At 63.9% G+C, this 21,897-nt stretch carries 18 protein-coding genes and 2 pseudogenes; 2 read left to right on the top strand and 18 right to left on the bottom strand.

The features are described 5' to 3' along the window. Nucleotide 1: 1 nt before the first annotated feature. From X741_RS1000000171700 to X741_RS142545, 5 genes and pseudogenes are all read right to left on the bottom strand, one after another. A pseudogene (locus X741_RS1000000171700) lies at nucleotides 2-814 on the bottom strand (hypothetical protein); the annotation flags it as partial. Beyond that, a complete protein-coding gene (locus tag X741_RS142530) occupies nucleotides 811-2,934 on the bottom strand; it encodes an SMP-30/gluconolactonase/LRE family protein (protein ID WP_023779821.1) in 2,124 nt (707 codons plus the stop codon). The pseudogene X741_RS1000000171700 and the gene X741_RS142530, both read right to left, overlap by 4 nt. 75 nt (nucleotides 2,935-3,009) lie before the next feature. Beyond that, entirely contained in the window at nucleotides 3,010-4,035 is a 1,026-nt protein-coding gene (locus tag X741_RS142535; RefSeq protein WP_023779820.1) for a sugar ABC transporter substrate-binding protein, read from the bottom strand. 62 nt (nucleotides 4,036-4,097) lie between these two features. Beyond that, the gene (locus tag X741_RS142540; protein ID WP_023779819.1) at nucleotides 4,098-5,084 is read right to left on the bottom strand and encodes an ABC transporter permease; all 987 of its coding nucleotides are present in this window, start codon (nucleotides 5,082-5,084) and stop codon (nucleotides 4,098-4,100) included. 272 nt (nucleotides 5,085-5,356) lie between these two features. Beyond that, a complete protein-coding gene (locus X741_RS142545; RefSeq protein ID WP_023779818.1) occupies nucleotides 5,357-6,790 on the bottom strand; it encodes a DHA2 family efflux MFS transporter permease subunit in 1,434 nt (477 codons plus the stop codon). Nucleotides 6,791-6,911: 121 nt separating this feature from the next. On the opposite strand from X741_RS142545, the gene X741_RS142550 reads away from it, so the two are divergent. Then, nucleotides 6,912-7,913: an ornithine cyclodeaminase family protein gene (locus X741_RS142550; protein ID WP_023779817.1), complete on the top strand. Its 1,002-nt coding sequence runs from the start codon at nucleotides 6,912-6,914 to the stop codon at nucleotides 7,911-7,913. Further along, nucleotides 7,910-9,421, top strand: coding sequence for a histidine ammonia-lyase (hutH, locus tag X741_RS142555; RefSeq protein WP_023779816.1), 1,512 nt, complete (start codon nucleotides 7,910-7,912; stop codon nucleotides 9,419-9,421). Before X741_RS142550 ends, hutH begins: the two co-directional genes overlap by 4 nt. Here the strand turns inward: hutH and X741_RS142560 are convergent. The 13 genes and pseudogenes from X741_RS142560 to X741_RS142615 form a co-directional block, all read right to left on the bottom strand. Continuing rightward, nucleotides 9,386-10,186, bottom strand: a complete 801-nt coding sequence (locus X741_RS142560) for a 3-methyl-2-oxobutanoate hydroxymethyltransferase (RefSeq protein WP_023779815.1) — start codon at nucleotides 10,184-10,186, stop codon at nucleotides 9,386-9,388. The genes hutH and X741_RS142560 overlap by 36 nt on opposite strands. Nucleotides 10,187-10,226: 40 nt before the next feature. Next, on the bottom strand, nucleotides 10,227-10,538 hold the full coding sequence (locus X741_RS142565) for a MocE family 2Fe-2S type ferredoxin (RefSeq protein ID WP_023768294.1): 312 nt from the start codon (nucleotides 10,536-10,538) through the stop codon (nucleotides 10,227-10,229). A gap of 28 nt (nucleotides 10,539-10,566) precedes the next feature. Continuing rightward, on the bottom strand, nucleotides 10,567-11,649 hold the full coding sequence (locus tag X741_RS142570; protein ID WP_031250402.1) for a fatty acid desaturase family protein: 1,083 nt from the start codon (nucleotides 11,647-11,649) through the stop codon (nucleotides 10,567-10,569). A 49-nt stretch (nucleotides 11,650-11,698) separates the two neighbouring features. Continuing rightward, nucleotides 11,699-12,874: an aldose 1-epimerase family protein gene (locus X741_RS142575; RefSeq protein WP_023779813.1), complete on the bottom strand. Its 1,176-nt coding sequence runs from the start codon at nucleotides 12,872-12,874 to the stop codon at nucleotides 11,699-11,701. Between the two features lie 10 nt (nucleotides 12,875-12,884). Beyond that, nucleotides 12,885-13,661 carry an ATP-binding cassette domain-containing protein gene (locus X741_RS142580; RefSeq protein WP_031250401.1) on the bottom strand — a complete coding sequence of 259 codons (777 nt, stop codon included), beginning with the start codon at nucleotides 13,659-13,661 and terminating at the stop codon, nucleotides 12,885-12,887. 2 nt (nucleotides 13,662-13,663) lie between these two features. Then, nucleotides 13,664-14,668 (bottom strand): ABC transporter permease, encoded by a 1,005-nt coding sequence (locus tag X741_RS142585; protein ID WP_051410507.1) that lies wholly within the window; start codon nucleotides 14,666-14,668, stop codon nucleotides 13,664-13,666. 58 nt (nucleotides 14,669-14,726) lie between these two features. Continuing rightward, the gene (locus X741_RS142590) at nucleotides 14,727-15,671 is read right to left on the bottom strand and encodes a substrate-binding domain-containing protein (protein ID WP_023779810.1); all 945 of its coding nucleotides are present in this window, start codon (nucleotides 15,669-15,671) and stop codon (nucleotides 14,727-14,729) included. 55 nt (nucleotides 15,672-15,726) lie between these two features. Next, nucleotides 15,727-16,641, bottom strand: coding sequence for a sugar phosphate isomerase/epimerase (locus tag X741_RS142595; protein WP_023779809.1), 915 nt, complete (start codon nucleotides 16,639-16,641; stop codon nucleotides 15,727-15,729). 56 nt (nucleotides 16,642-16,697) lie between these two features. Continuing rightward, entirely contained in the window at nucleotides 16,698-17,783 is a 1,086-nt protein-coding gene (locus tag X741_RS142600) for a Gfo/Idh/MocA family oxidoreductase (protein ID WP_023779808.1), read from the bottom strand. A gap of 35 nt (nucleotides 17,784-17,818) precedes the next feature. Continuing rightward, nucleotides 17,819-18,880 carry an ABC transporter ATP-binding protein gene (locus X741_RS142605; protein ID WP_023779807.1) on the bottom strand — a complete coding sequence of 354 codons (1,062 nt, stop codon included), beginning with the start codon at nucleotides 18,878-18,880 and terminating at the stop codon, nucleotides 17,819-17,821. 3 nt (nucleotides 18,881-18,883) lie between these two features. After that, on the bottom strand, nucleotides 18,884-19,975 hold the full coding sequence (locus X741_RS142610) for an ABC transporter ATP-binding protein (protein WP_023779806.1): 1,092 nt from the start codon (nucleotides 19,973-19,975) through the stop codon (nucleotides 18,884-18,886). Next, nucleotides 19,972-20,999: pseudogene (locus X741_RS01000000167140) on the bottom strand (sugar ABC transporter permease). Before X741_RS01000000167140 ends, X741_RS142610 begins: the two are co-directional and overlap by 4 nt. After that, nucleotides 20,996-21,856, bottom strand: a complete 861-nt coding sequence (locus X741_RS142615; protein WP_023779805.1) for a carbohydrate ABC transporter permease — start codon at nucleotides 21,854-21,856, stop codon at nucleotides 20,996-20,998. The pseudogene X741_RS01000000167140 and the gene X741_RS142615 overlap by 4 nt, the downstream one beginning before the upstream one ends. Between the last annotated feature and the right edge of the window lie 41 nt (nucleotides 21,857-21,897).

Below are 21,897 nucleotides of genomic sequence, written 5' to 3'. Positions count from 1 at the left end.
NGAGGAAGCTGCGGCTGGAGGCCAGCGCCGGCGCGATCCAGTATGCCGGCGGCACTTGGTCGATCATGTCCTGCCGGTAGTGCGTTTCCTGCAGCACGAACTCGATCAGCCGGTTGCGTGGCGCAAACAGTGTCAGCCATGCCCCGCCATCCGCGGATGGCGACAGGCGAGCAGGATAACCAGGCAGATGCGTCAGTACCGTCGCGCGGCTGCCGGTCGCGCCGTCAAGGCGGACGAGCTGATGGCGCCAGCTTTCGCTGACCAGAACGTCCCCGCCGACGGGATGGAGACCGTAGGGGAAAGCGAGATCGCCGGCCACTTTGCGGAAGTCCCCGCCGGCCGGGTCTCGCTTCCAAAGCGAACCGGACGCGCCCTTCTTCATCAGATCGGCGGCCCATTGCGATGGCGTATGGTCGAGCGAGCCATTGGCCAGCCACAGCGTGCCATCCTCTGCATAGGCAAGTGCGGTGATGCAGCGGACACCGGCCGGCGGCGAAATCTCCTGGCCGCCAATCAGCAGCTTGCCGTTTTCCAGCCCGACGGTCAGTTCACCCGATCGCGACAGAGCCAACGCCGTGATGGGGGACGAAAAGGTCTCGACCACCTTGGGCTCGGTTTCGGCGGCAAGCGAATAGACGGCGTTGCCGCTGGAAGCCAGCAGCCGGTCACCGGAGACCAGCAGATTATCCGGCTCGGTTAGCTCCGCAAAAGCCGGCGCATCGTCCAGCCGCGTGTTGGGCCGGAACGCACCATCCAGCGGCGGGATGGTCACCGCCTTGCCGCGAAACATATCCAGGATCGGATCGAGGATCATGATGCTGCTCCCCAATAGGAAGCCGGGCTGGTCCAGTTCGGGTCGGCGCCTGAAATCTTGTAGCGGCCGATGCGGTTGTTGAGGATGCCGCCGACGAACAGAGAGCCCTTGTGCTCGCGCATCGAAGTGACCATCGGATGCGCGCCGCCGGTGAGGTCGCCCATCGCCTCGACGATGCTGCCCTTCTCCGTGAATTTCACCACGCCGCCGGTGTTGATGTTGGGAAACAGCCATTCATCCTGCGGCAGCCGGCGGGTCATGCGCTTGCGCATGTCGGGATGGCGCAGCGACAGGTCGAAGCTCGGCGTGCGCATGCCGAGCCACGCCATCCAGTAATTGCCGTCCGAGGCGCGGTTGATGTTGTCGGGATATCCAGGCATGTCGCGAATGACGCATTCGGCGGTGCCGGCCTTCGGCCCCTCCAGCCAGTAGCGATGCACGCGACAGGCCCAGCTTTCGGCGAAGAACAACGACTTGCCGTCATGCGCCATGCACACACCGTTGGTATAGCGATAGCCGTCGAGCAGCGTCCTAGTCGACCCGTCCTTCGGGTCGTAGACCAGCAATCGCCCCGTAGCGCGGTTCTCGATCGAGTCCAGCGCCCAGTCATGGGCGTCGTATCGCTTCGTCGAATCCGTAAAATAGATGCGGCCGTCAGGTGCGATATCGCAGTCGTTGGGATCACGCAGCCGCGCGTCGTCGACGATCGAGGTCCACGAACGCGATGTCTCGGCCGACAGGCGTTTCACCTCGCGGTCCGGCGAGACGGAATAGAGCCCCATTGCGCCGACGCAACTGATCAAATTGCCCGATTTGTCGAAGGCGAGGCCGAGCGGAAAGCCGCCGATATGGGCAAACACTTCCGACTTGACGTAATCGGGCGCGAAAAAGCGGACGATCTCACCATGACGCGTGCCGCAGTAGAGATTGTCGTCGCGGTCGAGGATGACGTCCTCCGGCCCTTCCAACTCGTCAAGCCCGATATGGTCGGCCGCCGACAGCCGGTTGTCGAGTTCATAAGGCGTGCCGGAGCCTGGTGCTGCGGACTGCGTCTCGCCCATCTTGAGATAGACCGGCGCGACATAGACTTCGTTCAGCACCTTGTGCCGGTTCTTCAGCCAGCGGATGTCTATGGTCACCGCCACCGCCAGCATGATGCCCAGCACCATCTGGTTGGTGCCGGTGCCGTAGCCCAGCCGGATCAGACCGTTGGTCATCGTCAAGACGATGATCGCGCCCATCAGGCCCTTGATCACCGAACCACGCCCGCCGCCGAGGCTGACGCCGCCGACCACCGCAGCCGTCAGCGCCATGATCTCGAGATTGAGGCCGGTGCCCGGCCCTGCCCCGCTCAACCGGCAGGCGATGAGGAAACCGCCGATCGAGGCACAGAAACCGGAGAAGACATAGGTCATGAACACGGTGCGGCGCACGCGAATGCCGGCATTGTGCGCCGAGCGCCTGCTGCCGCCGACCGCCAGCACGTGCCAGCCCGGCCGCGAGCGCGTCAGCGCGATATGGGTGACGATGGCCAGGATGATGGCCAGCCACACCGACACGGAGAGCCCCCAGAAGGTGCTGTCGCCGATGAAATCCAGCACATCCGAGGTCGCCGTCGAAAGCTGGACGTCGGCGGCGTAAGTGGTGACCAGGATGTCGAACAGCGCCCGTCCGAAGATGAAGGTGACCAGCGTGGTGAGGAAGGCCCGCAGGCGCAGGTAGCCGACGAGATAGCCGTTGATGGCGCCGAAGACGAGTCCGGTGGCAAGCGATGCGGCCAGCGCCAGCCAGATCGACTGTTCGAGGATGAAGAAGACATAGACGGCCGAAAAACAGGACAGCGCGAAGATCGAGCCGACCGACAGATCGATGCCGCCGCCCAGCATCACCACCGTCATACCAGTGACCACCATCGAGAACTCGCCGAGCTGGCGGGTCGATTCCTGCAGCGAGGTCAGCTTGAAGAAGCCCGGAATGATCGAGCCGAAGGTCGCCAATGTCACCACCAGCGCCAGGAACGGAATGGCGTTGTCGGTCCAACGTTTGGTCAGGATCTCGCCGACCAGATGGTCGGGCACGAGATTGTAGCGCCAGGACTGGAGGCGTTCGCGAAAGGACATCGGCTCACTGCGGCAAGAGAAAGAGGTGGCCGGGCAATCCGGCCACCTCATTGACTGGTGTTTGTAAGGATCGGCTTACTTCGCCGCCGCTTCGGCCTGCAGCGCCTTCAGGTCCCAGCAGCTGTCGGGCTTCAGGTCCGCCTTGGTCGTCGCCTTCTCCAGCGTGTAGATGTAGGTGTGCGAGGTGCCGGCCGGCTGGCCGCTCTGCAGCAGGAACTTGATGATGGCGTTCATGTCACCCGACTGTCGGGCAAGGTCGGTCATCACCACGGCACCATAGGTGCCGTCGGCCAGCTTGTCGCAATCGGCCGCCTTCTCGCCGCCGCCGGTGGTGACCAAAAACACCTTGCCGTCGAGCTTGGCGTCGCGGATCGCGGCGGAAGCACCGGTGGCGTCACCATCCCAGAAATCGATGATCGAGCAGATGTCCGGGTTCTGCTGCAGCATCGTCGTCGTCACGTTGCGCGAGGTCGTCGCATCCCAGTTGGAGTCGGGCTTGGCCACCACCTTGAAGTCGGGATGCTTGTCCAGCACCTTCATGATGCCGGCATATTGATAGAGGCTGGACGAGTTCGCCTGGTCGCCCTGCACCAGTCCGATCTTCTTGGAAGAATTTTCGCCGCAGCCCTTGATCGCCGCTTCGGCCTCGAGCTGGCCAAGCCGGTCCCAGTCGCTGCCGACAAAGGCGTCGGCCGGGAAGTTGGCGGGATTGTCGACCAGAATTACATAGGTGCCGGCGGCCTGCGCCTTCTTCATCAGCTTGGAGTATGAGTTGAGGTCGGGGGCATGGATGATCAGCACGTCGGGTCTGGTGTCCGACGAAATGGCGTCGGTGATCGCCTGCGCGCCGGCATCGACGACCCAGTTCGGATCGCGCGTTTCGAACACGCCGCCCCAGGCCTCGACTTCGGTTTTCAAATAGTGCGACCAGCCTTGCGCCAGATCGAAGCCCATCGCCAGCGGCACCAGCATGACGCGCTTGCCCTTGAGCGCCTGCGCATAGGCGGCCGGACCCGGATCCTCGGCGGCAAAGGTTGGCGCCACGAAGGCGGTAACGGCAAGCGCCGTGGCCGCGGCCATCAGTGTTCTGATCAGTTTCATGTCGTCACATCCTCTGTTCGGTTTTCATTGCCGGCCGATCGTCGCGATCGCGCCGGGTACCCCTAAATGTCGCCCTGCTGGGCGGTCTGCTCGTCACGTGGATTGATGATGCCGTCGACGATGATAGCGCCGAGCAGGATCGCCGCCTTGATCAGGTTTTGGTAGAGCAGCGGAATGTCGATGATGGTCATGGCGTTCAAGAGAATGCCGATCAGCGCCGCGCCGACCAGCACGTTGCGCACCCCGCCTCGTCCGCCCGACAGGCCGATGCCGCCGATCACCGCCACCAGCACGATGTCGTAGAGCAATGTCGAATTGACGATTCGGGTGTTGATCGAATGCAGGCTGGCCGCCGTCAGCAGGCCGGCGATCAACGCCACGAATGCGGACAGCACATAACGCAGCACCAGCATCGGCCGCACTGGAATGCCGATGTTGCGCGCGGCCACCGGATTGTCGCCGGCGAAATAGATGTAGCGGCCCCATTTGGTGTAGCGCAGGAACAGGAAGAACAGGAAGGCCAGCCCCGCGAAGACGAACACCTCGATCGGAATGTCGAGGAAGCGCAGGCCGCCCAGCAATTCCACCCAATGGCCCTGCGGCACCGGCACGGCATCCTGGGTGATCAGCTGCGAGCGCACATAGCCGAAGACGAAGGAGCCGGTCGCCAGCGTGACGAAGATCGCCGGCACATCGGCATAGGCGACGAGAAAACCGTTGAGCAGTCCGATCGCCAGCACGCCGGCCAGCACATAGGCGAAGGCCAGCCCGTCCGAGGTCCCGGTGTTGAGCAATTGCAGGTACCAAGCGACCGACATCGCCATGATCGCCACCGCGGAGAGGTCGATGCCGCGGCCGATGATGACGACCGCCATGCCGAGCGCGAGGATCCCCAGCACCGATACCGAGCGGACGATGGCGACGAGGTTGTTGGGATCGATGAAGCCCGGCAGGCCGATCGCTGCGGCAACGAACAGCACCACCGCTATGGCAAAGACAATGCCTTCCTGATTCAGGCTCCTGAAGTTCGGCCAGCCGGTCGTGTTCATGTCTGCATTCGCCCCGATGGCAGCGCTGCCATCCCGAAACCAAAAGCTAATCGGCTCGGCGCCGGTTCGTCAAATGAATCCGCGTCCGGAACGAGGCCCCATGTCGATATTCGTCGAGTGGACGCATCGATTGCCTAAGCTGGCGCAATGCATGGAAAAGCCTGCATTTTTTGGCAATTGATTGCGCCGTGTCAGCTGTTCGCGAAAGTGCTGGATCAAGGCGAAAGGACAAGACGGAATTTATCTCCGCGCCGGGCGGAAAAATTCGATTTTCAGTTCGTCGGCGTGTGGCCGGAAACCTCGGCGCCGGCGCCGGGCGGCAGCACCAGAAATCGCAGCGCGGCCACCAGTCCGATGACGCCGATCGCCAGGAAGGCGATTCGGAAGTCGACGAGGTCGAGCGCCGGCTGTGCCCTGGCGATCTGCGACAGATTGAGGATGGCCGCCGCCACCGCGACGCCGAACAGCATCGCCACCTGCTGCAGCATGGACGACAGCGTCGCCGCCGAACTGCGCTGCGCCGCTTCGATATCGGCGAAGGCCAGCGTGTTGAGCGCCGTGAACTGCATCGAACGCGACAGGCCGGCGACCAGCATCAGCGCCACCACCAGCGCCTGTGGTGTCTGCGGCGAAATCGCCCCGCAGGCCATGATCGAGGCCGATGCGATCAGGCCGTTGACGACCATCACCGATCGGAAGCCGAAACGCCGCAAAGTCGGCGTCGTCACTGTCTTCATGCCGAGATTGCCAAGGAAATAGGCCAGGATCATCATGCCGGCATCGACGGGGCTGAGGCCGAAGCCGACCTGGAACAAAAGCGGCAGCAGGAACGGCGTGGCGTTGATTGCCACCCGGAAAATGGTGCCAGCGGCGAGCGTCGAGATGGCGAAAGTCAGTACCTTGAACGAGGAGAGATCGAGCAGCGGATGCGGCGCGCGCCGGAGATGCCGCGCCGCCAGCCAGCTGATGACGATGCCCGCCGCGATCAAAAGCACCGTCGGCAGCACGCCGTCCTCGGGATGGGCGATGCGCTCGAGGCCGTAGAGCAGCAGCGCGAGCCCCGCCGATGTCAGGAAAAACCCCGGCCAGTCCAAAGGCTTCGGGTCGGCCTCGCGGTCGCCGGGAATGAAGCGCGCGACCAGCGCCAGCCCGATCGCGCCCAGCGGTATGTTGATGAAGAAATTCCAGTGCCAGGACAGATAGGTGGTGATGAAACCGCCGAGCACCGGCCCGACCACCGGCGCGAACAGCGCCGGCCAGGTGATCAGCGCCGTGGCATTGAGCAGCTCGGATTTCGACGCGTTGCGCAGGACGAGAATGCGCCCGACCGGCGTCATCAGCGCGCTGCCCAGCCCCTGCACCGCGCGGGCGGCGACAAACTCGGTCAGGTTTTGCGAGAAGCCGCAGGCGAGCGATGCCAAAGTGAACAGCGCGATCGCCACCAGGAAGATGTTGCGCGCGCCGAAGCGGTCGGCGAGCCAGCCCGACAATGGCACGAACACCGCCATGGTCAGCATGTAGATGGTGATGCCGATGCTCATCGCCACTGCCGGCACACCGAAGGAGGCACCCATCTGCGGCAGCGACGTCGAGATGATCGTCGAATCCAGCAGTTGCATGAAGAACGCGATGGCAACGATCAGCGCCACGCGCCGCGCATTCGTGGCCGTTTCGGACAAGGCTTCAGTCTCGGGAATGGCAGTCATGACGGATCGGTTTGAACAGCATTTGGCAAGCTGCGTCCATAGATAGCGCAACAAACTTTCGTGTCGCGCCGTGGCCTGCTATGGGATGAGCGGGGCAATCGAGGAAAGTGCACGCATCGACATGAAGGCGATCTATATCGACTACCTCAATGCCCTCGACATCGATGCGCTTGCCATGACCGATGGCGAAATCATTGCCGCCGTCGAGGCCGGCCTTGTCGCCCAGGGCAAGGGCCAGACGGTGATCGAACCACGTGTTCATCTCGAACCGGATCCATCCTTCCACGGCCATTTCAATGTCTTGCGCGGCTACGTCGCGCCACTCGATACAGCGGGTGTGAAAATCGTCGGCGACTACGTCGACAACTACCTGCACGGCCTGCCCTCGGAATTCGGCATCCTCAATTTGTTCGATCCGCGCACCGGCGCGCCGCGCGCCATTCTCGACGCCACCGTCATCACCGACATGCGCACGGGCGCCGTCACCGCCATCGGCGCCAAACATCTGGCGCGCAAGAATTCCAAGGTGCTGGCCCATATCGGCGCACGCGGCACCGCCTACTGGAACGTACGCCTGCTCGATCATCTCTTCGACTTTGACGAAATCCGCGTCCATTCGCGCCGCCCGGAGAGCCGCGACGGCTTTGCCGCCAAGCTCTCCGCCGATCTCGGCAAGAAGTTCACGGCCGTGGCCGACTGGAAGAGCTGCGTCGAAGGCGCCGACATCGTCGTCGAGGCTTCGCGCCTGCCGGAGCCGCAACCGCTGCTCAAGACCGAATGGATCAAGCCCGGAGCTCTGGTCGTGCCCTACGGCACGATGAGCGCGGTCGAGCTGTCGCTGACCGACATCATGCAGAAGATGGTCGTCGACGATTGGGGCCAGTGCAAGGGCGGCAAGTTCGGCTCGCTGCGCGCCCATGTCGAAACCGGCCGGCTGAGCGAAAAGACGCTGCATGCCGAACTTGGCCAGATCGCCGCCGGCCTCAAGCCCGGGCGCCAGAGCGACGACGAAACCATCCTGTTCTGGCATCGCGGCCTGTCGCTTTCAGACATCGCGCTGGGCAAGGCGATGCTGGCCAAGGCAGGGGAAAAAGGCATCGGCCAGAGGCTGCGCTTCGCATGAGCGCGCTCGTCCTTACCGGAACTGGTGTCAGCGTCGGCGATGTCGCCACCGTCGCTCGCGAGGCGCGCAAGGTAGAGATCGGACCCGATGTCGTCGGCAGGCTGGAGAAAGCGCGAAAGGTGCTCGACCAGGCTGCCGCCTCCGGCCAGCAGATCTATGGCCTGAACACCGGGCTCGGCGCCAATCTCGGCACGACAGTCCAGGGTGATGCCAGTGCCTTCCAGCGCCAGTTGCTGGAAGGGCGCAGCGCCGCGGTCGGCGAAGCGCTGCCGGTCGAAGCCGTGCGAGCAACCATGGTCGCCCGCGCGGCGATGCTGTCCACCGGCGGCTCCGGCCTTTCGCCCGCCGTGTTTGTCGCTCTGGTCGACGCACTCAACGCCGGCGTCCATCCGGTGATGCCGTCGCTCGGCTCCATCGGTGCCGGCGACCTGGTGCTGATGACCGCACTTGCCCGCCTGTTGATCGGCGAAGGCGAGGCCGACTATCAGGGCCGTCGCATGCCGGCCGCCAAGGCGCTGATGATGGCGCGTCTCGGGCCGATCAGCCTGGCGCCCAAGGACGGACTGTCGCTGATCAACGCCTCGGCGGTTTCGGTGGGCAGCGGCGCGCTTGCGGTGACCGATGCGCTATCGGCGCTGACCCAGCAGCAGCACGCAGGCGCACTGACGATGGAAGGGTTTGGCGCCAACCGCACCATCCTCGATCCGCGCCTGCACATGGCCCGCCCGGCCGCCGGACAAGCTGAAGCCGCCAAGGCGCTGCACGATCTCCTCGCCCGTGACGAGGCACCAGCCCCGACAACCATACAGGACCCGCTGTCGATCCGCTGCATGCCGTCGATCCACGGCGCGCTGATCGAGGCGATCGGTCAGGCAAAGCGTGCCGTCGAGATCGAACTCAACGCCGCCGCCGACAACCCGCTGGTGCTCGGTGACGACGAACTGGTGTTGTCGACCGGCAATTTCCATACGGCCGCGCTTTCGCTCGCCTTCGAGACGCTTGGCCTGGCGATCGCGCAAAGTGCGGCCGCCTGCGCGGCCCGCTTCATCCAGCTCACCGGCCCGGGCCGCAACGGCTTGCCGAAATATCTGTCGCCGGTCGGCGGCGCCTCGGCCGGCTTCGTGCCGTTGCAGAAGACGGTGACATCGATCCTGGCCAGCATCCGCCACAAGGCCAATCCGGTGATGCTCGATTTCCTGCCCGTGTCGGAAGGCGTCGAGGATCATGCCACGCAGACGCCGCTGGCGGTTTCGAAATGCGCCGCCATGATCGCGCTGTGGCGGCGGCTGATCGCCTTCGAACTGATGGCCGCCGCGCAGGCGGTCGACCTCCGCGAGGGGGTGGTGCTGGCGCCGCGCACGGACGCGATCCATGCGGCGGTGCGCGCGCTCATCCCTGCCCTCAGGGAAGACCGGCCGCTCGGCGTCGAGGCCGAAGCGCTCCATGCCGCGCTTGCCGGCGGGAATTGGACCTTAACCCCGGCCAACCTTGTCGAGAAACAGCTTTAGCTCGGCCGGATCCATGTGCACGATGTGCCTGTCCTCGGGATAGGCGCCACTGTTGACGTCGGCGACATATTCGGAAAATGCCGCCACCCGCTCCGCCTGCAGCCGGTCATATTCGGCGGCGAAGTTGCGGTAGACCTTGGAATGGCGGGGCATGTGGGCCCGGTTCTGGCCAAGAATGTCGTCGGCGAACAGATATTGCGCGTCACAACCGGTGCCCGCCCCCATCGACAGCATGATCAGCGAGGTGCGCTCCGAGATCGCCTTGGCCACCTCGACCGGCACCACTTCGATCTCCGCGCCGATGGCGCCCGCGGCCTCCAGTTGCTTCACCGCCTCGAACACCTGGATGGCGGTCTCGGCGGTCTTGCCGACCGCCTTGAAGCCGCCGGTCCAGGTCGCGCGGGAAGGAATGAGGCCGACATGGCCGATGACGGGGATGGCGTCATCAGCCATCCGCTTGATCGTGGCATAGCCGGCGCTGCAATAGACCGCGTCGGCGCTTGCCTTGTAGAGCCTGAAGGCCCAGCGGACGAAGTCATCCGCCGTACCGATCTCGAAGAAATTCTCGCCCGGCATGGTGAACAGGCTGGGTGCTGCATCGCGGTATTGAGGGTTGAGCACCAGTTCGGGTGGCACCGAGACGATGTCGACCCCTGCCCGCTCGGCGGCCTCCGCCTCGTCCAGGTTGAGCACGCGCAGCATGGTCAGCTGGCGCTTGCCCTTCATGGCGCGCAGGTCGGCGACGGTCGGTCTCTTTCGGCTCATTTAGATGTCCCCTCTGTGATGCTGGATCGGTTGCCACACGTCAAATCTGGATCATCACCTTACCGGCCTCGATCTTCACCGGATAGGTCGCGAGATTGACGCAGACCGGCGCGCCCTTGGCCTGGCCGGTCTTGTAGTTGAACCGGCCATTGTGCTTGGGGCATTCGATGATGTCGTCCATCACCAGCCCGTCCGCCAGATGCGCCTTCTCATGCGTGCAATAGCCGTCGGTGGCGAAGAACTCATTATCGGGCGAGCGGTAGATCGCAAAGGTGCGGCCGCCATGATCGAAGCGGATGACATCCTCTTCCTCGATGTCATCAACCGCGCACGCTTCAACCCAATCAGTCATTTCGGTCTCCTGCAATCATTCGCGATCGCTATTCGGCCGCCGCCGACATATCGACCTCGTGGAATTCGCCGCGATAGGGTCTCGCCGTCGGCGGCAATTCGCGCTTGAGGTAATAATCCTCATATTTCAGCTGCCTGAGCAGGACGGGCCAGACCTCGCGATAGGCATGCCACATCGAAGGGTTCGGCTCGGGCAGGTCGTGCTTGATCAACTCGTGCAGCCTGGGCAGCGCGTGATAGGGCACCATCGGGAACATGTGGTGCTCCACATGGTAATTCATGTTCCAGTAGATGAACCGGCTGATCGGGTTCATGTAGACCGTGCGGGTGTTGAGCCGGTGGTCGACGACATTGTCGGCGAGGCCGATATGCTGCAGCAGGCCGGTCGTCACCATGTGCCAGGTGCCATAGAGGCGCGGCAGGCCGATCAGCACCAGCGGCAGCCATGATCCCAGCGCGATCGCGAAAGCGATCGTCGCAACGTACACCGCCACGTGCCAGCGAGCGACGACCACCGCCTTGTGCTGCTCCATCTCGGGAATGTAGCTCTTCTCGTCGTCGGACAACGTGCCAAAGGCCTGGCGCACCAGGGTCGGCAGCGAATAACGGAAATCGAGAATCCCGGTGAACGCCAGCGCCGCCTTCAACAGGTCCGGCGGACGCATGACGGCGATCTCGGCGTCGCGGCCGACAATGATGGTGTCGGTGTGGTGGCGGGCATGGCTCCAGCGCCATTGCACCGGATTGCGCATCAGCATGAAAGAGGCGATGTGGTAGACGACATCGTTCATCCAGCGCGTGCGGAAAGCCGTGCCGTGGCCGCATTCGTGCCAGCGCGAGTCGCTCGACGAGCCGTAGAGCACGCCGTAGACGAACAGGAACGGGACCACCCACCACGAGCCCCAGAACCAGACGATGCCGGCGGCGGAGCCCAGTATGACGGCGAGCCAGATCACCGTGTCGCGGATCGCCGGACCGTCGGAGCGTTGCATCAGCTCCTTCATCGGCTTGCGCGGCACGTCGGTGTGGTACCACTCGGCCGAGGCCAGGCCGGTCTCGATCGCAAGCCGCGTGCTTTCGCCGACCAGGCTGTAGTCGCGTTTTTTGCCCATCACGCCGGCCTCCGGTTTCCGGCCCGCCAGCCGGAGCATTCATGTCGCATCATGCCCTCAATCTCGCAAAATTTCCCGACGGTTGCGGATAATCCTGCCGCGGCTGCCTGGCGATAGAGGTAATCCTGCTTTCGGCCGCGGCAATCTCGCGGGCGCCATCGAGGACGCGAAACACCGCATCGTAGCTCCGGCTTTCGCCATGCTCCAGCCAGATCATCTCGCCGCGTTCGCGCGCGGCGAGATCGCCGAGCACATGATGGGTCGAGGGCTCTATGCCCAGCGCATACTGCCCGGCCTGGAAATTCTGCCATTGATAGGCGCAAGGCAATTGGTCCTTGCGCGTCACCACTTCGAAGCCGAGACCGAGCCGGTCGTTGACCACCGCCACCGGCACCTCGCCATTGGCATCGGCCGTCATCTCGTGCTGCCAGACCTGTTCGCTGAAACCGAGCTGCGGCGGCGGCACCGTGCGGTAGCCGACCTTCTGCGCTTCGTAATGCTCGCCGGCATGGCCGGCCCATACAATTTCGCGGATCGGCGCCAGATAGCGCGACCCTTCGTCGAGCAAGGGGTGGCTGACATTGACGTGGTAGAAATACATATGCGGCGTGAGGTTGAAGCCGTGATTGACGACACGGTCGGACAGCCGGATCTCGTTGCCGCCGACATCGGCCTCGATGCGCCGGATCAGATGCAGATCCTCGCCGAACACCGCCGATTGCTGGACGACACCTTCGGCCCACAGCACGCAGCGGTCGCCATCCCAGCGCTCGCCATAGCCGGTCAGCCGCGCCGGGATCGTGCCGACACGGCCATGCAGCGAATGGACCGTGGTCTTCTTGCCGGGGTAGTTGTAAGTGTCGACAGGTACTTCTTCCCGGCCCAGTATGTGGTCGAGCCCGCAGGTGACGAGCAGGCCGGAAAAGGAGCGCGCCCAGGCGAGCCCTCTCTCCCCCTCATACTCGTGCAAGCCCGGATGGCGAAAACCGCTCGGCGAATGCCAGCCGATCGCCTGGCCCCTATAGTCGCAGTCGGCGATGTCGAGCGCACGATCGACCAGCGCGGTGAAGCGCAGGCCCGAACCGGTTCGGAACTCCAGCATGCGGATGCCGCGCTCCACCCCGTCGCCAAGCGTCATCAGCCGCACGCCGGCGAATTGCGACAGCATGCCGGACCGCTCGGCGACTTGCCTTCGCGACAGCGTCTTGCCGTAAAGCTCTACCATGCGACGCCCTTCACTTTGCCCTCGCCTCCTTGAGCAAGGCCGACATGTCGGCGCCGGTGATGATGCTTTCCACGGTCAAGAGGTCGGTGTCGGCGACCGTCTGTTCGGCGACGATCTCGCCACGCCGCATGACGATGATGCGATCGGCGACCTGGAACACGTGGTGGATGTTGTGGGTGATGAGCAGCACCGAATGGCCGGCGTCGCGCACCTCCTTGACGAAGCGCAGCACACCGTGGGTTTCCTCGACGCCGAGATTGTTGGTCGGCTCGTCGAGGATGATCACCTTGGCGGCAAACTGCATGGCGCGCGAGATGGCGATCGACTGGCGTTCGCCGCCCGACAGTGTCGAGACCAGCGCATCGGCATCCAGCTTCTTCGAGATGCCGACGCGCTTGAGCAGCTCGGAAGCGGCCTTGCGCAGCTTGGCCAGATCGAGCGGCGCGAACACGCCGAGCCAGCCGAAACTGACCGGCTCGCGTCCGAGGAAAAGGTTGCGCGCGATGCTGAGATCCGGCGCCAGCGAGGTATCCTGGTGGATGGTTTCGATGCCCAAGTCCATCGCATCGCGGGTCGAGCGGATCGAGACCTTCTCACCGCGCACGAAGATGTCGCCACGGTCGACGGGAAACACGCCCGAGATCGCCTTGATCAGCGTCGATTTGCCGGCGCCATTGTCGCCGAGCAGCGCCACCACCTCGCCCTCCCGTAATGACAGCGAGGCATTCTTCAGCGCGCGCACGCTGCCGAAGGATTTTTGCAAATTCTGCAGCCGAAGCACTTCCATCGTCAGCCCCTTGCGGCGTTCTTCTGCAGCAGAGCGTGCAGGATGAGCATGGCGAGGATGATGAGGCCGACGAAGATGTTGTAGGCGAGCCCCGGTACGCCGATCAGCACGATGCCGTTGCGGATGGCGCGCAGCATCAGCGCGCCGACGATGGTGCCCAGGATGGTGCCGCGCCCGCCGGTCAGCGCCGTGCCGCCGACCACCACCATGGCGATCACTTCCAGCTCGTAGCCGGTGCCGGCCACCGGCGAGGCGGCGGAGATGCGAAAGGCGCTGATCATGCCGGCAAGCCCGGCCAGCACCGAGGTTGCGATGAACAGCCAGATCTTGACGGCGTCCGCCGGCACGCCGCGCGCCACCGCCGCGTTGCGGTTCGAACCGATGGCGCTGATCCAGTTGCCGAGCTTGGCGTAGCGCAGGATGTAGATCGCCATCAGCGACAGGCCGATGAACCACCACAGCGAGGTGTAGAAGCGGAACGAGCCGATGTTGAAGCTGCCGGCGAGCAGCGTCACGAAGAAGCCGGGCTGGTCCCAGGATTTCAGCGGAAATCCCTGCGTGATGTAGAGCGCCGCCCCGCGCACGACGAGCAGCATCGACAGCGTCACCAGGAAGGACGAGATGCCGATCTTGGTGACGATCAGCCCGTTGATCGCGCCGATGGCGATGCACAGGAGAAGCCCGGCCAGAAGGGCGATGCCGATATCCACCCCACCGTTTTGCACCAAAAGCATGACCACGACCGGCGCCAGCCCGAACACCGCGCCGACGGACAGGTCGAACTCGCCCGCCGTCAGGAGCAGCGTCATGCCGAGCGCGATGATGCCGAGTTCGGGCAGGAACGCCATCATGTTGGAAATGTTGAGCGGCGACAGGAAATTGGCGTCCGCGATGGCGAACGCCACCAGCAGGACGACGAGGATGACGAAGGAGGAGAATTGCGGCGAGCGCAGCAGGTTCGATCTGCCCTTCGCTCCCGGCGCGTCATCTTCTGCGGCGATTGTCATGACTGCTTGGACCATGCTTTGGAAGGCGCCCGCCGCTTTTCCGGCGGGCGTCGGTTTCTCACTTCTTGTCGTAGAGCTTCAGGATCGGGTCGACGCTGGAGGCGTCGTAGAGACCGAAGGTGTGGATGTCGTAGCCGATCGGCTCACCCGAGGCGGCGAGCCCGAGCAGCGCCACCGGCATGAAGCCCTGCGCCGACGGGTACTGCCAGGCGGCGGCGTTGACGAAGCCGTCCTTGACCGCCTGCGCCGTCTCCTTGGAATTGCCCCAGCCGACGACCGGGATCTTGCCGGCCGGCACACCCGCGCCGTCGAACACCCGCTTGACGCTGGCCGCCACGGAATCGCCGAGCGCGATGATCGCCGGCGGATTGTTGGCCACCATGTAGTCGGTCATCTTGGCGATGATGCCGGCCGGATCGGTGCCGCAATCGACCACATCGTATTTGATCCCCAGCGGATCGAACACGCTGGCGATGCCCTCGGTTTCAAGCTGCTGGTAGCTGGCGCCGGGAACCTCGACCGGCAGGAACACCTTGTCGCCCTGCTTCACCATCTTGTGGTCGACGAGATATTTGGCCCAGATCGCGCCGGCTTCCTTGAGGTCGGCCCCGACATAGGCCTGGCGCCCCGTCGCCGGATCGTCGGTGTTGAAGAACACGATCGGGATGCCGGCTGCCTTGGCCGCCTTGACCTCCTCGGTCCACAGGCCCGGCTGCGCCGAGGTCGTGGCGATGCCATCAGGCTTGGCGGCGAGCGCCGAGTTGAAGGCCTCCTTCTGCGCCGCCATGTCGCCGCCGCTGAAGGAGATCTTGCAGGTCACCTTGAGCTGGTCGCAGGCCTTGGTCGCGCCGGCATTCCAGTCGATCCAGAACGCGTCCGACGGGCCGCCATGCGACAGGAGATAAAACGTCTTCTGCCCGTCCTGCGCCTGCGCCGTCGATCCGAACGCGACGCCGGCAAGCACTGTGGCGGCGGCCGCCAATTTCCAAGCGAATTTCAACATTCTTTCCTCCCTTGTTTGGAGCCGCGCCGCCATGCACCGGCGGCGCGACTGGCCATCACAGGCCGTTGGCGCGGAACTTCCCGTCCAGGAATGTCTTGGCGCGCGGCACGTCGTCTTCCGACAGATGCTCGATGATCACCGGGATGTTCGGGTGCTTTTCCGCCAGCCGCTTGAGATAGAGGTCGTAGTTCAGCGAGCCGAGGCCGGGCGCCGGCAGCTCGATCTCGCCGACGCCGCGGAAAGTATGGCTTTCCATCGCATCGGCGTCGCCGATATCGGCGTGCTTCTCCGACTTGTCGTCGCCCGAGCGCTTGACGTCCTTGGCGTGCGCAATCTTGATCTTGTCGGTCAGCGTATCGAACACCTGGTTCAGGATTTGGTCCATCCGGTCGATGTTGTGCGTCTCGAAATAGTTGGTCGGATCCATCAGCAGGCCAAGGCCGGGATGGTCGACCTGCGCGAACATCCTGACCGTCTCCTCGACCGAGCCGACGACGTTGTTGACGTAGGTTTCGAGCAGGAAGACCGCGCCGTGGTCATAGGCTGTCTGCGCGAGGTCGGCGATCACCTTGCGGCATTCCTCGAAACCCTCCTCGGTCTTGTTCTTGGGGTGATGCACCCAGTCGGATTCGGTGTTGTAGGTACCGGTTTCCGAGATCACGAAAGGCGAGCCGAAATGGCGGGCGTTGCGGATGATCTCCTTGAGGTAACCGACACGCTTGTCGCGCTCGGCCTTGTCCGGATGGATGATGTTGGTGTAGCCCGACACGCAGCAGACAGGCAGATTGTGGTCACGGAAGACGTCGCGCACCTTCTTCGCCTTGTCCTTGGTGATCTGGCCTGCCGACAGGTCGACATCCCTGAAATGCAGGTCGAGCTGCACCGTGTTGAAACCGAGCCCGCGGATCTTCTTCGCCGTCTCTTCGAGGCCGTACGGGAAATAACCCGTGAAAATACCTGCCTGCATCATGATCTTGAATTCCTCCCTGTAAGCGATTCAGTTGTCTGGTGTTTCAGTGGCGGTGATCAGGTAGCGATCTCGGAAAGCTTGACCGTGCGGCCCTCGTCGATCGAGCGGTAGCCCGCCTCGACCAGCGCCATGGTCTTGACGTTGTCGGCGACCGACAGCGCCGGCGGCGTGCCTGTCTTCACCGCATGTTGCAGCTGCTCCATCACGCCGATGAAGGCATGCGGGAACCACATCGTCTCCCAGCTTGGGCTCACCCATTCGCCGCCGGTGGTCTCGGTCGAAGCGTAGGTCAGGGTCGAGGCAGCGCCTGTCGGCCAGCCAATCGTGCCCTTGGCGACGCCCTTGGTGCCGTCGACGCGCCAGTTGATATGCTGGTCGTCCTTGTAGCCTTCCTGGCGCGGGCCGGACCAGACATCCTCCAGCGACACGGCGAGCACCCCGGACGGGAAGCGCAGTGTGGACACGGTGATGCCGTCGGAGTGATCGAACTTCGTGCGCGGATCCTTGCGCGTCAGCGTGGTGATCTCATCGGGATCGCCGAACAGGAAGCGCAGCACGTCGAGATGATGCACGCTCATATTGGCGAGCGTCAGCCGGTCGTAATCTTCAAGAAACGTCTGCCAGTGCGGGATAGCGTGCATGTCGATCTGCGCGAACACGATGTCGCCGAGCGCGCCGCTGTCCATGATCTGCTTCAGCACGCGCATCGACTGGTCGTAGCGCATGTTCTGGTTGACCGAGAGGATCTTGCCGGCCTTCGCCGCCTCGTCGCGCAGCTTGACCGCCTCCTCGACCGAAAGCGCCAACGGCTTCTGCGCCAGGATCGCCTTGATGTGCTTCTGCTTCAGCGCATGGCGGATCAGCGCCGGCTGCTGGTCGGGTGGAAAGGCAAGGTCGATGATCTCGACATCAGCGTCCTCGATCAACCGCTCCGGCGTATCGTGGACGGTCGGGATGTCCCAGCGTTTCGCCACCTTCTCGGCACTTGCCTTGGTGCGTGAAGCGATCGCCACCACCGGAAACCCGGCCTCCTTGTAGGCAGCCAGATGGCACTCGGCCATGATCATGCCGGCGCCGACGCAGCCGATCTTGTATTCTTTCGTGCGGACCCTCACGTCCGGCTCGAAATCCTTGCCTGCCATATTTTCCTCCCGAAATTCTCTCTTCGCAGCGGCAATCATCTCGCCAACGCGCCTCCGCTCTGTCCGAAATAATGCACGCGGGCCGGCTCGCAGGATATCGCCACCATCGCATCGGGCCTGATGTTGGGCTGGCCGCGCAAGAGTGCCTTCAGCCGCGCCTGCCCGGCAGCGAGCGTCACCACGGTATAGCCGCCCAGCGGCTCGACCTCGAACACTCGTGCCGGGCGGCCTGGGCCCCCATCCGCCCACGGTCGAACCTTAATATCTTCCGGCCTGAGCCCAATCTCGACAACATCAATCGGAACAGCCTTGTCGACAATCTCGATCGTGCCTTCAGCCGCCTCGATGCCGCCCTCGCCGCGCGCCGCTTTCAGGATGTTCATGACAGGCGAACCGAGCAGCCGCGCCACATAGGTGCTGGCCGGGCGGTCGTAGATCTCGGCCGGCGCACCGATCTGCCTGATCGTGCCATTGTCCAGTATGGCGATGCGGTCGGCGATCGACATCGCCTCTTCCTGGTCGTGGGTGACGTAGATCAGCGTCTTGCCGAGCTCCCGCTGGATGCGCTTCAGCTCGACACGCGTCTCCTCGCGCAGCCTGGCATCGAGCGCCGAGATCGGGTCGTCCATCAGATAGGCATTGGGGTCGCGCACCAGCGCGCGCGCGATCGCCACGCGCTGCCGCTCGCCGCCCGAAAGCTGCGCCGGCGGCTTGTGCAGGATGTGGCCGATATGCAGCTTGGCGGCGACATCGGCGACGCGCTTTTCGATCTGGGTCTCGGCGACCCGGCGCTCGACCAGCGGGAAGCGGACATTGTCCAGCGCGCTCATATGCGGGAACAGCGCCAGGTTCTGGAACACCATCGCCACATTGCGCTCGGCCGGCGATACCGTATTGACCGGTCTGCCGCCGATCAGGATTTCGCCGGCATCCGGCATTTCAAGCCCGAGCACCAGGCGCAGGATTGTCGACTTGCCCGACAGCGGCGGCCCGAAGAAGCAGAAGAACTCGTTGTCGTTGACGGTGAACGAGGCGTCGTCGACGGCGATCGTAGCACCATAGCGTTTCGTGACATTGCGAAAGATGATGTCGGCCATGGCTCAGCCCGCCCCCATCGCAAGGCCGCTGGCGGCGTCGAAGACACGTACCGACGAAGCCGCGGGCGCGACGACAGCCGTCTGCCCGATCGACAGCCCGACATCATTGTCGAATACCGCCTTCACGGCGCCCTCGCCTTCGCCGAGATGGACGATGGTGCGCGCGCCGATCCGCTCGACGAAGGTGATAGGCATGGCGAGCCCGCGCACGTCCTGCGCCAACGCCACCTGCTCCGGCCGAAAACCGTAGAGCACGTCGCCGCGTGCGCCGCGCAAGGTGGCTGCCAGATCGTCCGGCAGTGGCGGCGTCACACCCAGCGGCCCGAGATCGACGACAAGGCCCCGGTCGCTTTCCGCCGGCTTGCCTTTGAGCAGGTTCATGCCCGGTGCGCCGATGAAGCGGGCGACGAAGACATTGGCCGGATTGTTGTAGACCTCGAGCGGCGTGCCGACCTGCTGCAGCACGCCATGGTCCATCACGGCAATGCGGTCGGCCATGGTCATGGCCTCGAGCTGGTCATGGGTGACGTAGACCATGGTCTGCCTGAATTGGCGCTGCAATTGCTTCAGCTCAGTGCGCATCACCGCCCGGAAGGCGGCGTCGACATTGGACAGTGGCTCGTCGAGCAAGAAGATGGCCGGCTCCATGATCGCCGAGCGGCCGATCGCGACGCGCTGCAAGATGTTGACCGACAGCCGGTCGGCCTTGCGGTCGAGCAGCGGCGCCAGTTGCAGCAGCTCGGCAATAGCGCCGACGCGGCGGTCGATCTCGGCTTTGTCCGCGCCGCGCATCCTCGGGCCATAGGCAAGGTTCTGGCGCACCGTCATGTGGGTGAAGATGGCGTAGTTCTGGAAGACGAAGCCGACGCCGCGCCGGCCCATCGGCACGCCGGCCATGTCGCGCTCGCCAAACAGGATCTTGCCGCTGGTCGGTTCTTCCATGCCGGCGATCATGTTCATCGTCGTCGACTTGCCGCAGCCCGAGGGTCCGAGCAGCGCCATGAACTCGCCATCTGATATTTCGAGGTCCATGGTCTTCAGCGCGGTGAAATCGCCGAATGCCTTGGTGAGGTTACGCAGCTGGATCGTGCTCATGCCGGCACCTGCCTTGCCCGCGCCATCCGCTTCATGGCGAACACGGCAATGATGGAAAGCACGATCAGTATGGCGAGCGCGATAGCCGCCACATAGCCCCAGATCAGATCCTGCGTGGTAACCTTGTATATGTAGACCGAGATCGTTTCCGTGGCGACGCCGGGGCCGCCGCCGGTCATGATGTAGAGCGTGTCGAAGATCTTGAAGTTCTCGATCACCCGGATCGCCAGCGCGATGATGATGATCGTCTTCATCTTCGGCAGCACGATGGTGACGAAGCGCTGCCACGGATTGGCGCCGAGCAGTGTCGCCGCCTTGATCTGGTCCTCCGGCACGCCGACCAGGCCGGCAAGCAGGATGAGGAACATCAGCGGCGTCCACTGCCAGATATCGGCGATCATCACCGCGATCAGCGCCAGCGTCGGGTCCGAAAGCCAGGCGATGGTGACGCGTGTGCCCGTGACGGTGGACAGGATGTCGTTCACCGGGCCGCCCGACTGGAACAGCATGAAGAACATGTAGCCGGCCACCGCTGGCACCACCATCATCGGCATCAGCAGGATCGAATAGAAGATGCGCTTGCCCGGAAAATCGTCGGCGAACAGCGTCGCCAATGCGAGACCGAGCAGGAACTCGGCCGGCACGCAGACGACCATGACGATCGCCGTGCGCCTCAGCGCGCTCCAGAAACGGGCATCGGCGGCAAGNGCACGCAGACGACCATGACGATCGCCGTGCGCCTCAGCGCGCTCCAGAAACGGGCATCGGCGGCAAGGTCGGTGTAGTTGGCAAAACTGTTCCACATCTCCCAGGCATTCCACCAGCCGATGCCCGAGAGCGGCGACCAGTCGGTGACGCTGATATAGAGCTGCATCAAGAGCGGAAAGACGGAGATGAACAGGACCAGGATCTGCGCCGGCAGGGTCAGCCGGAATCCCAGCCGCGCGCCCTCGTCCCGCAGGGCCGGCTTCGCACGCGCGGCGCCCATTTCGTCCTCCGAAACAGTTACTGTCACCGCGCTCATTGCTTGAGCGCCCCAAAAGTCAGCCCACGCACCAGATGGCGCTGGATGGCGATGCCCATGATGACAGGCGGGACGGCGGCGATGAGGCCAAGCGCTGCCTTGGCGCCATAGAGCTGGCCGGTCATCGAGGACGACAGCGAGGCCATGTACACGGGGATCGTCACCCATTCGCGCGTCGTCAGAAGCAGCGCGATCAGATAGTCCGACCAGTTGAGGATGAAGACGAACAATGCCGCACTTGCAAGTGGCGCGCGCATCATCGGCAGCGTGATGCGGGTGAAGACGCGCAGCCGCGAACAGCCCTCGACCAGGGCGGCCTCCTCGATCTCGCGAGGCATGTCGTCGAAGAAGGTCTTCATCAGCCAGAAGGCGAACGGCAAGGTCACGATGCCGTAGATCAGCGCCAGGCCCCACCAGCTGTCGGTGAAATTCAGGAACGCCCACATGATCATCACCGGGATCATCACCGCCATCGGCGGAAACAGCCTGAGCTGGATCAGCGCCAGCGGCAGGTTCTGTCCCGAGCCGAAGCGCGACAGCCCATAGGCCGCCGCCGTGCCCGCCGACATGGCGATCGCGGTGCCGAACACAGCCGACAGCAGCGACGACAGGATCGGCTTCAGCGCGGTGCGGTCGAGCGCCACGATGAGGCTGTTGGTGGACTCGCCGAACACGAACTGGAAATTGCTGAGCGTCGGGTTCTTCGGCCACCACGTCAGGTCGGCACCAGTCGCCGACCATTCGGCGATCGGCTTGAAGGCCATCGACACCATCCACAGGATCGGCACCAGCGTCACCGCCATTGCCGCCAGGATCGCGGCGTAGCGGAATATCTCGAAAGGAACGGAACGCTTCATCTGGCTGCTTTTGCTGGTGGCGTTGATTGCGGAGGGGAAGA

This window comes from Mesorhizobium sp. LNHC221B00, from assembly GCF_000502935.1.
GTDB lineage: Bacteria > Pseudomonadota > Alphaproteobacteria > Rhizobiales > Rhizobiaceae > Mesorhizobium > Mesorhizobium opportunistum.
Note: the sequence above shows the minus strand (reverse complement) of the source record. Positions and strands in the feature narration are given on the sequence as shown.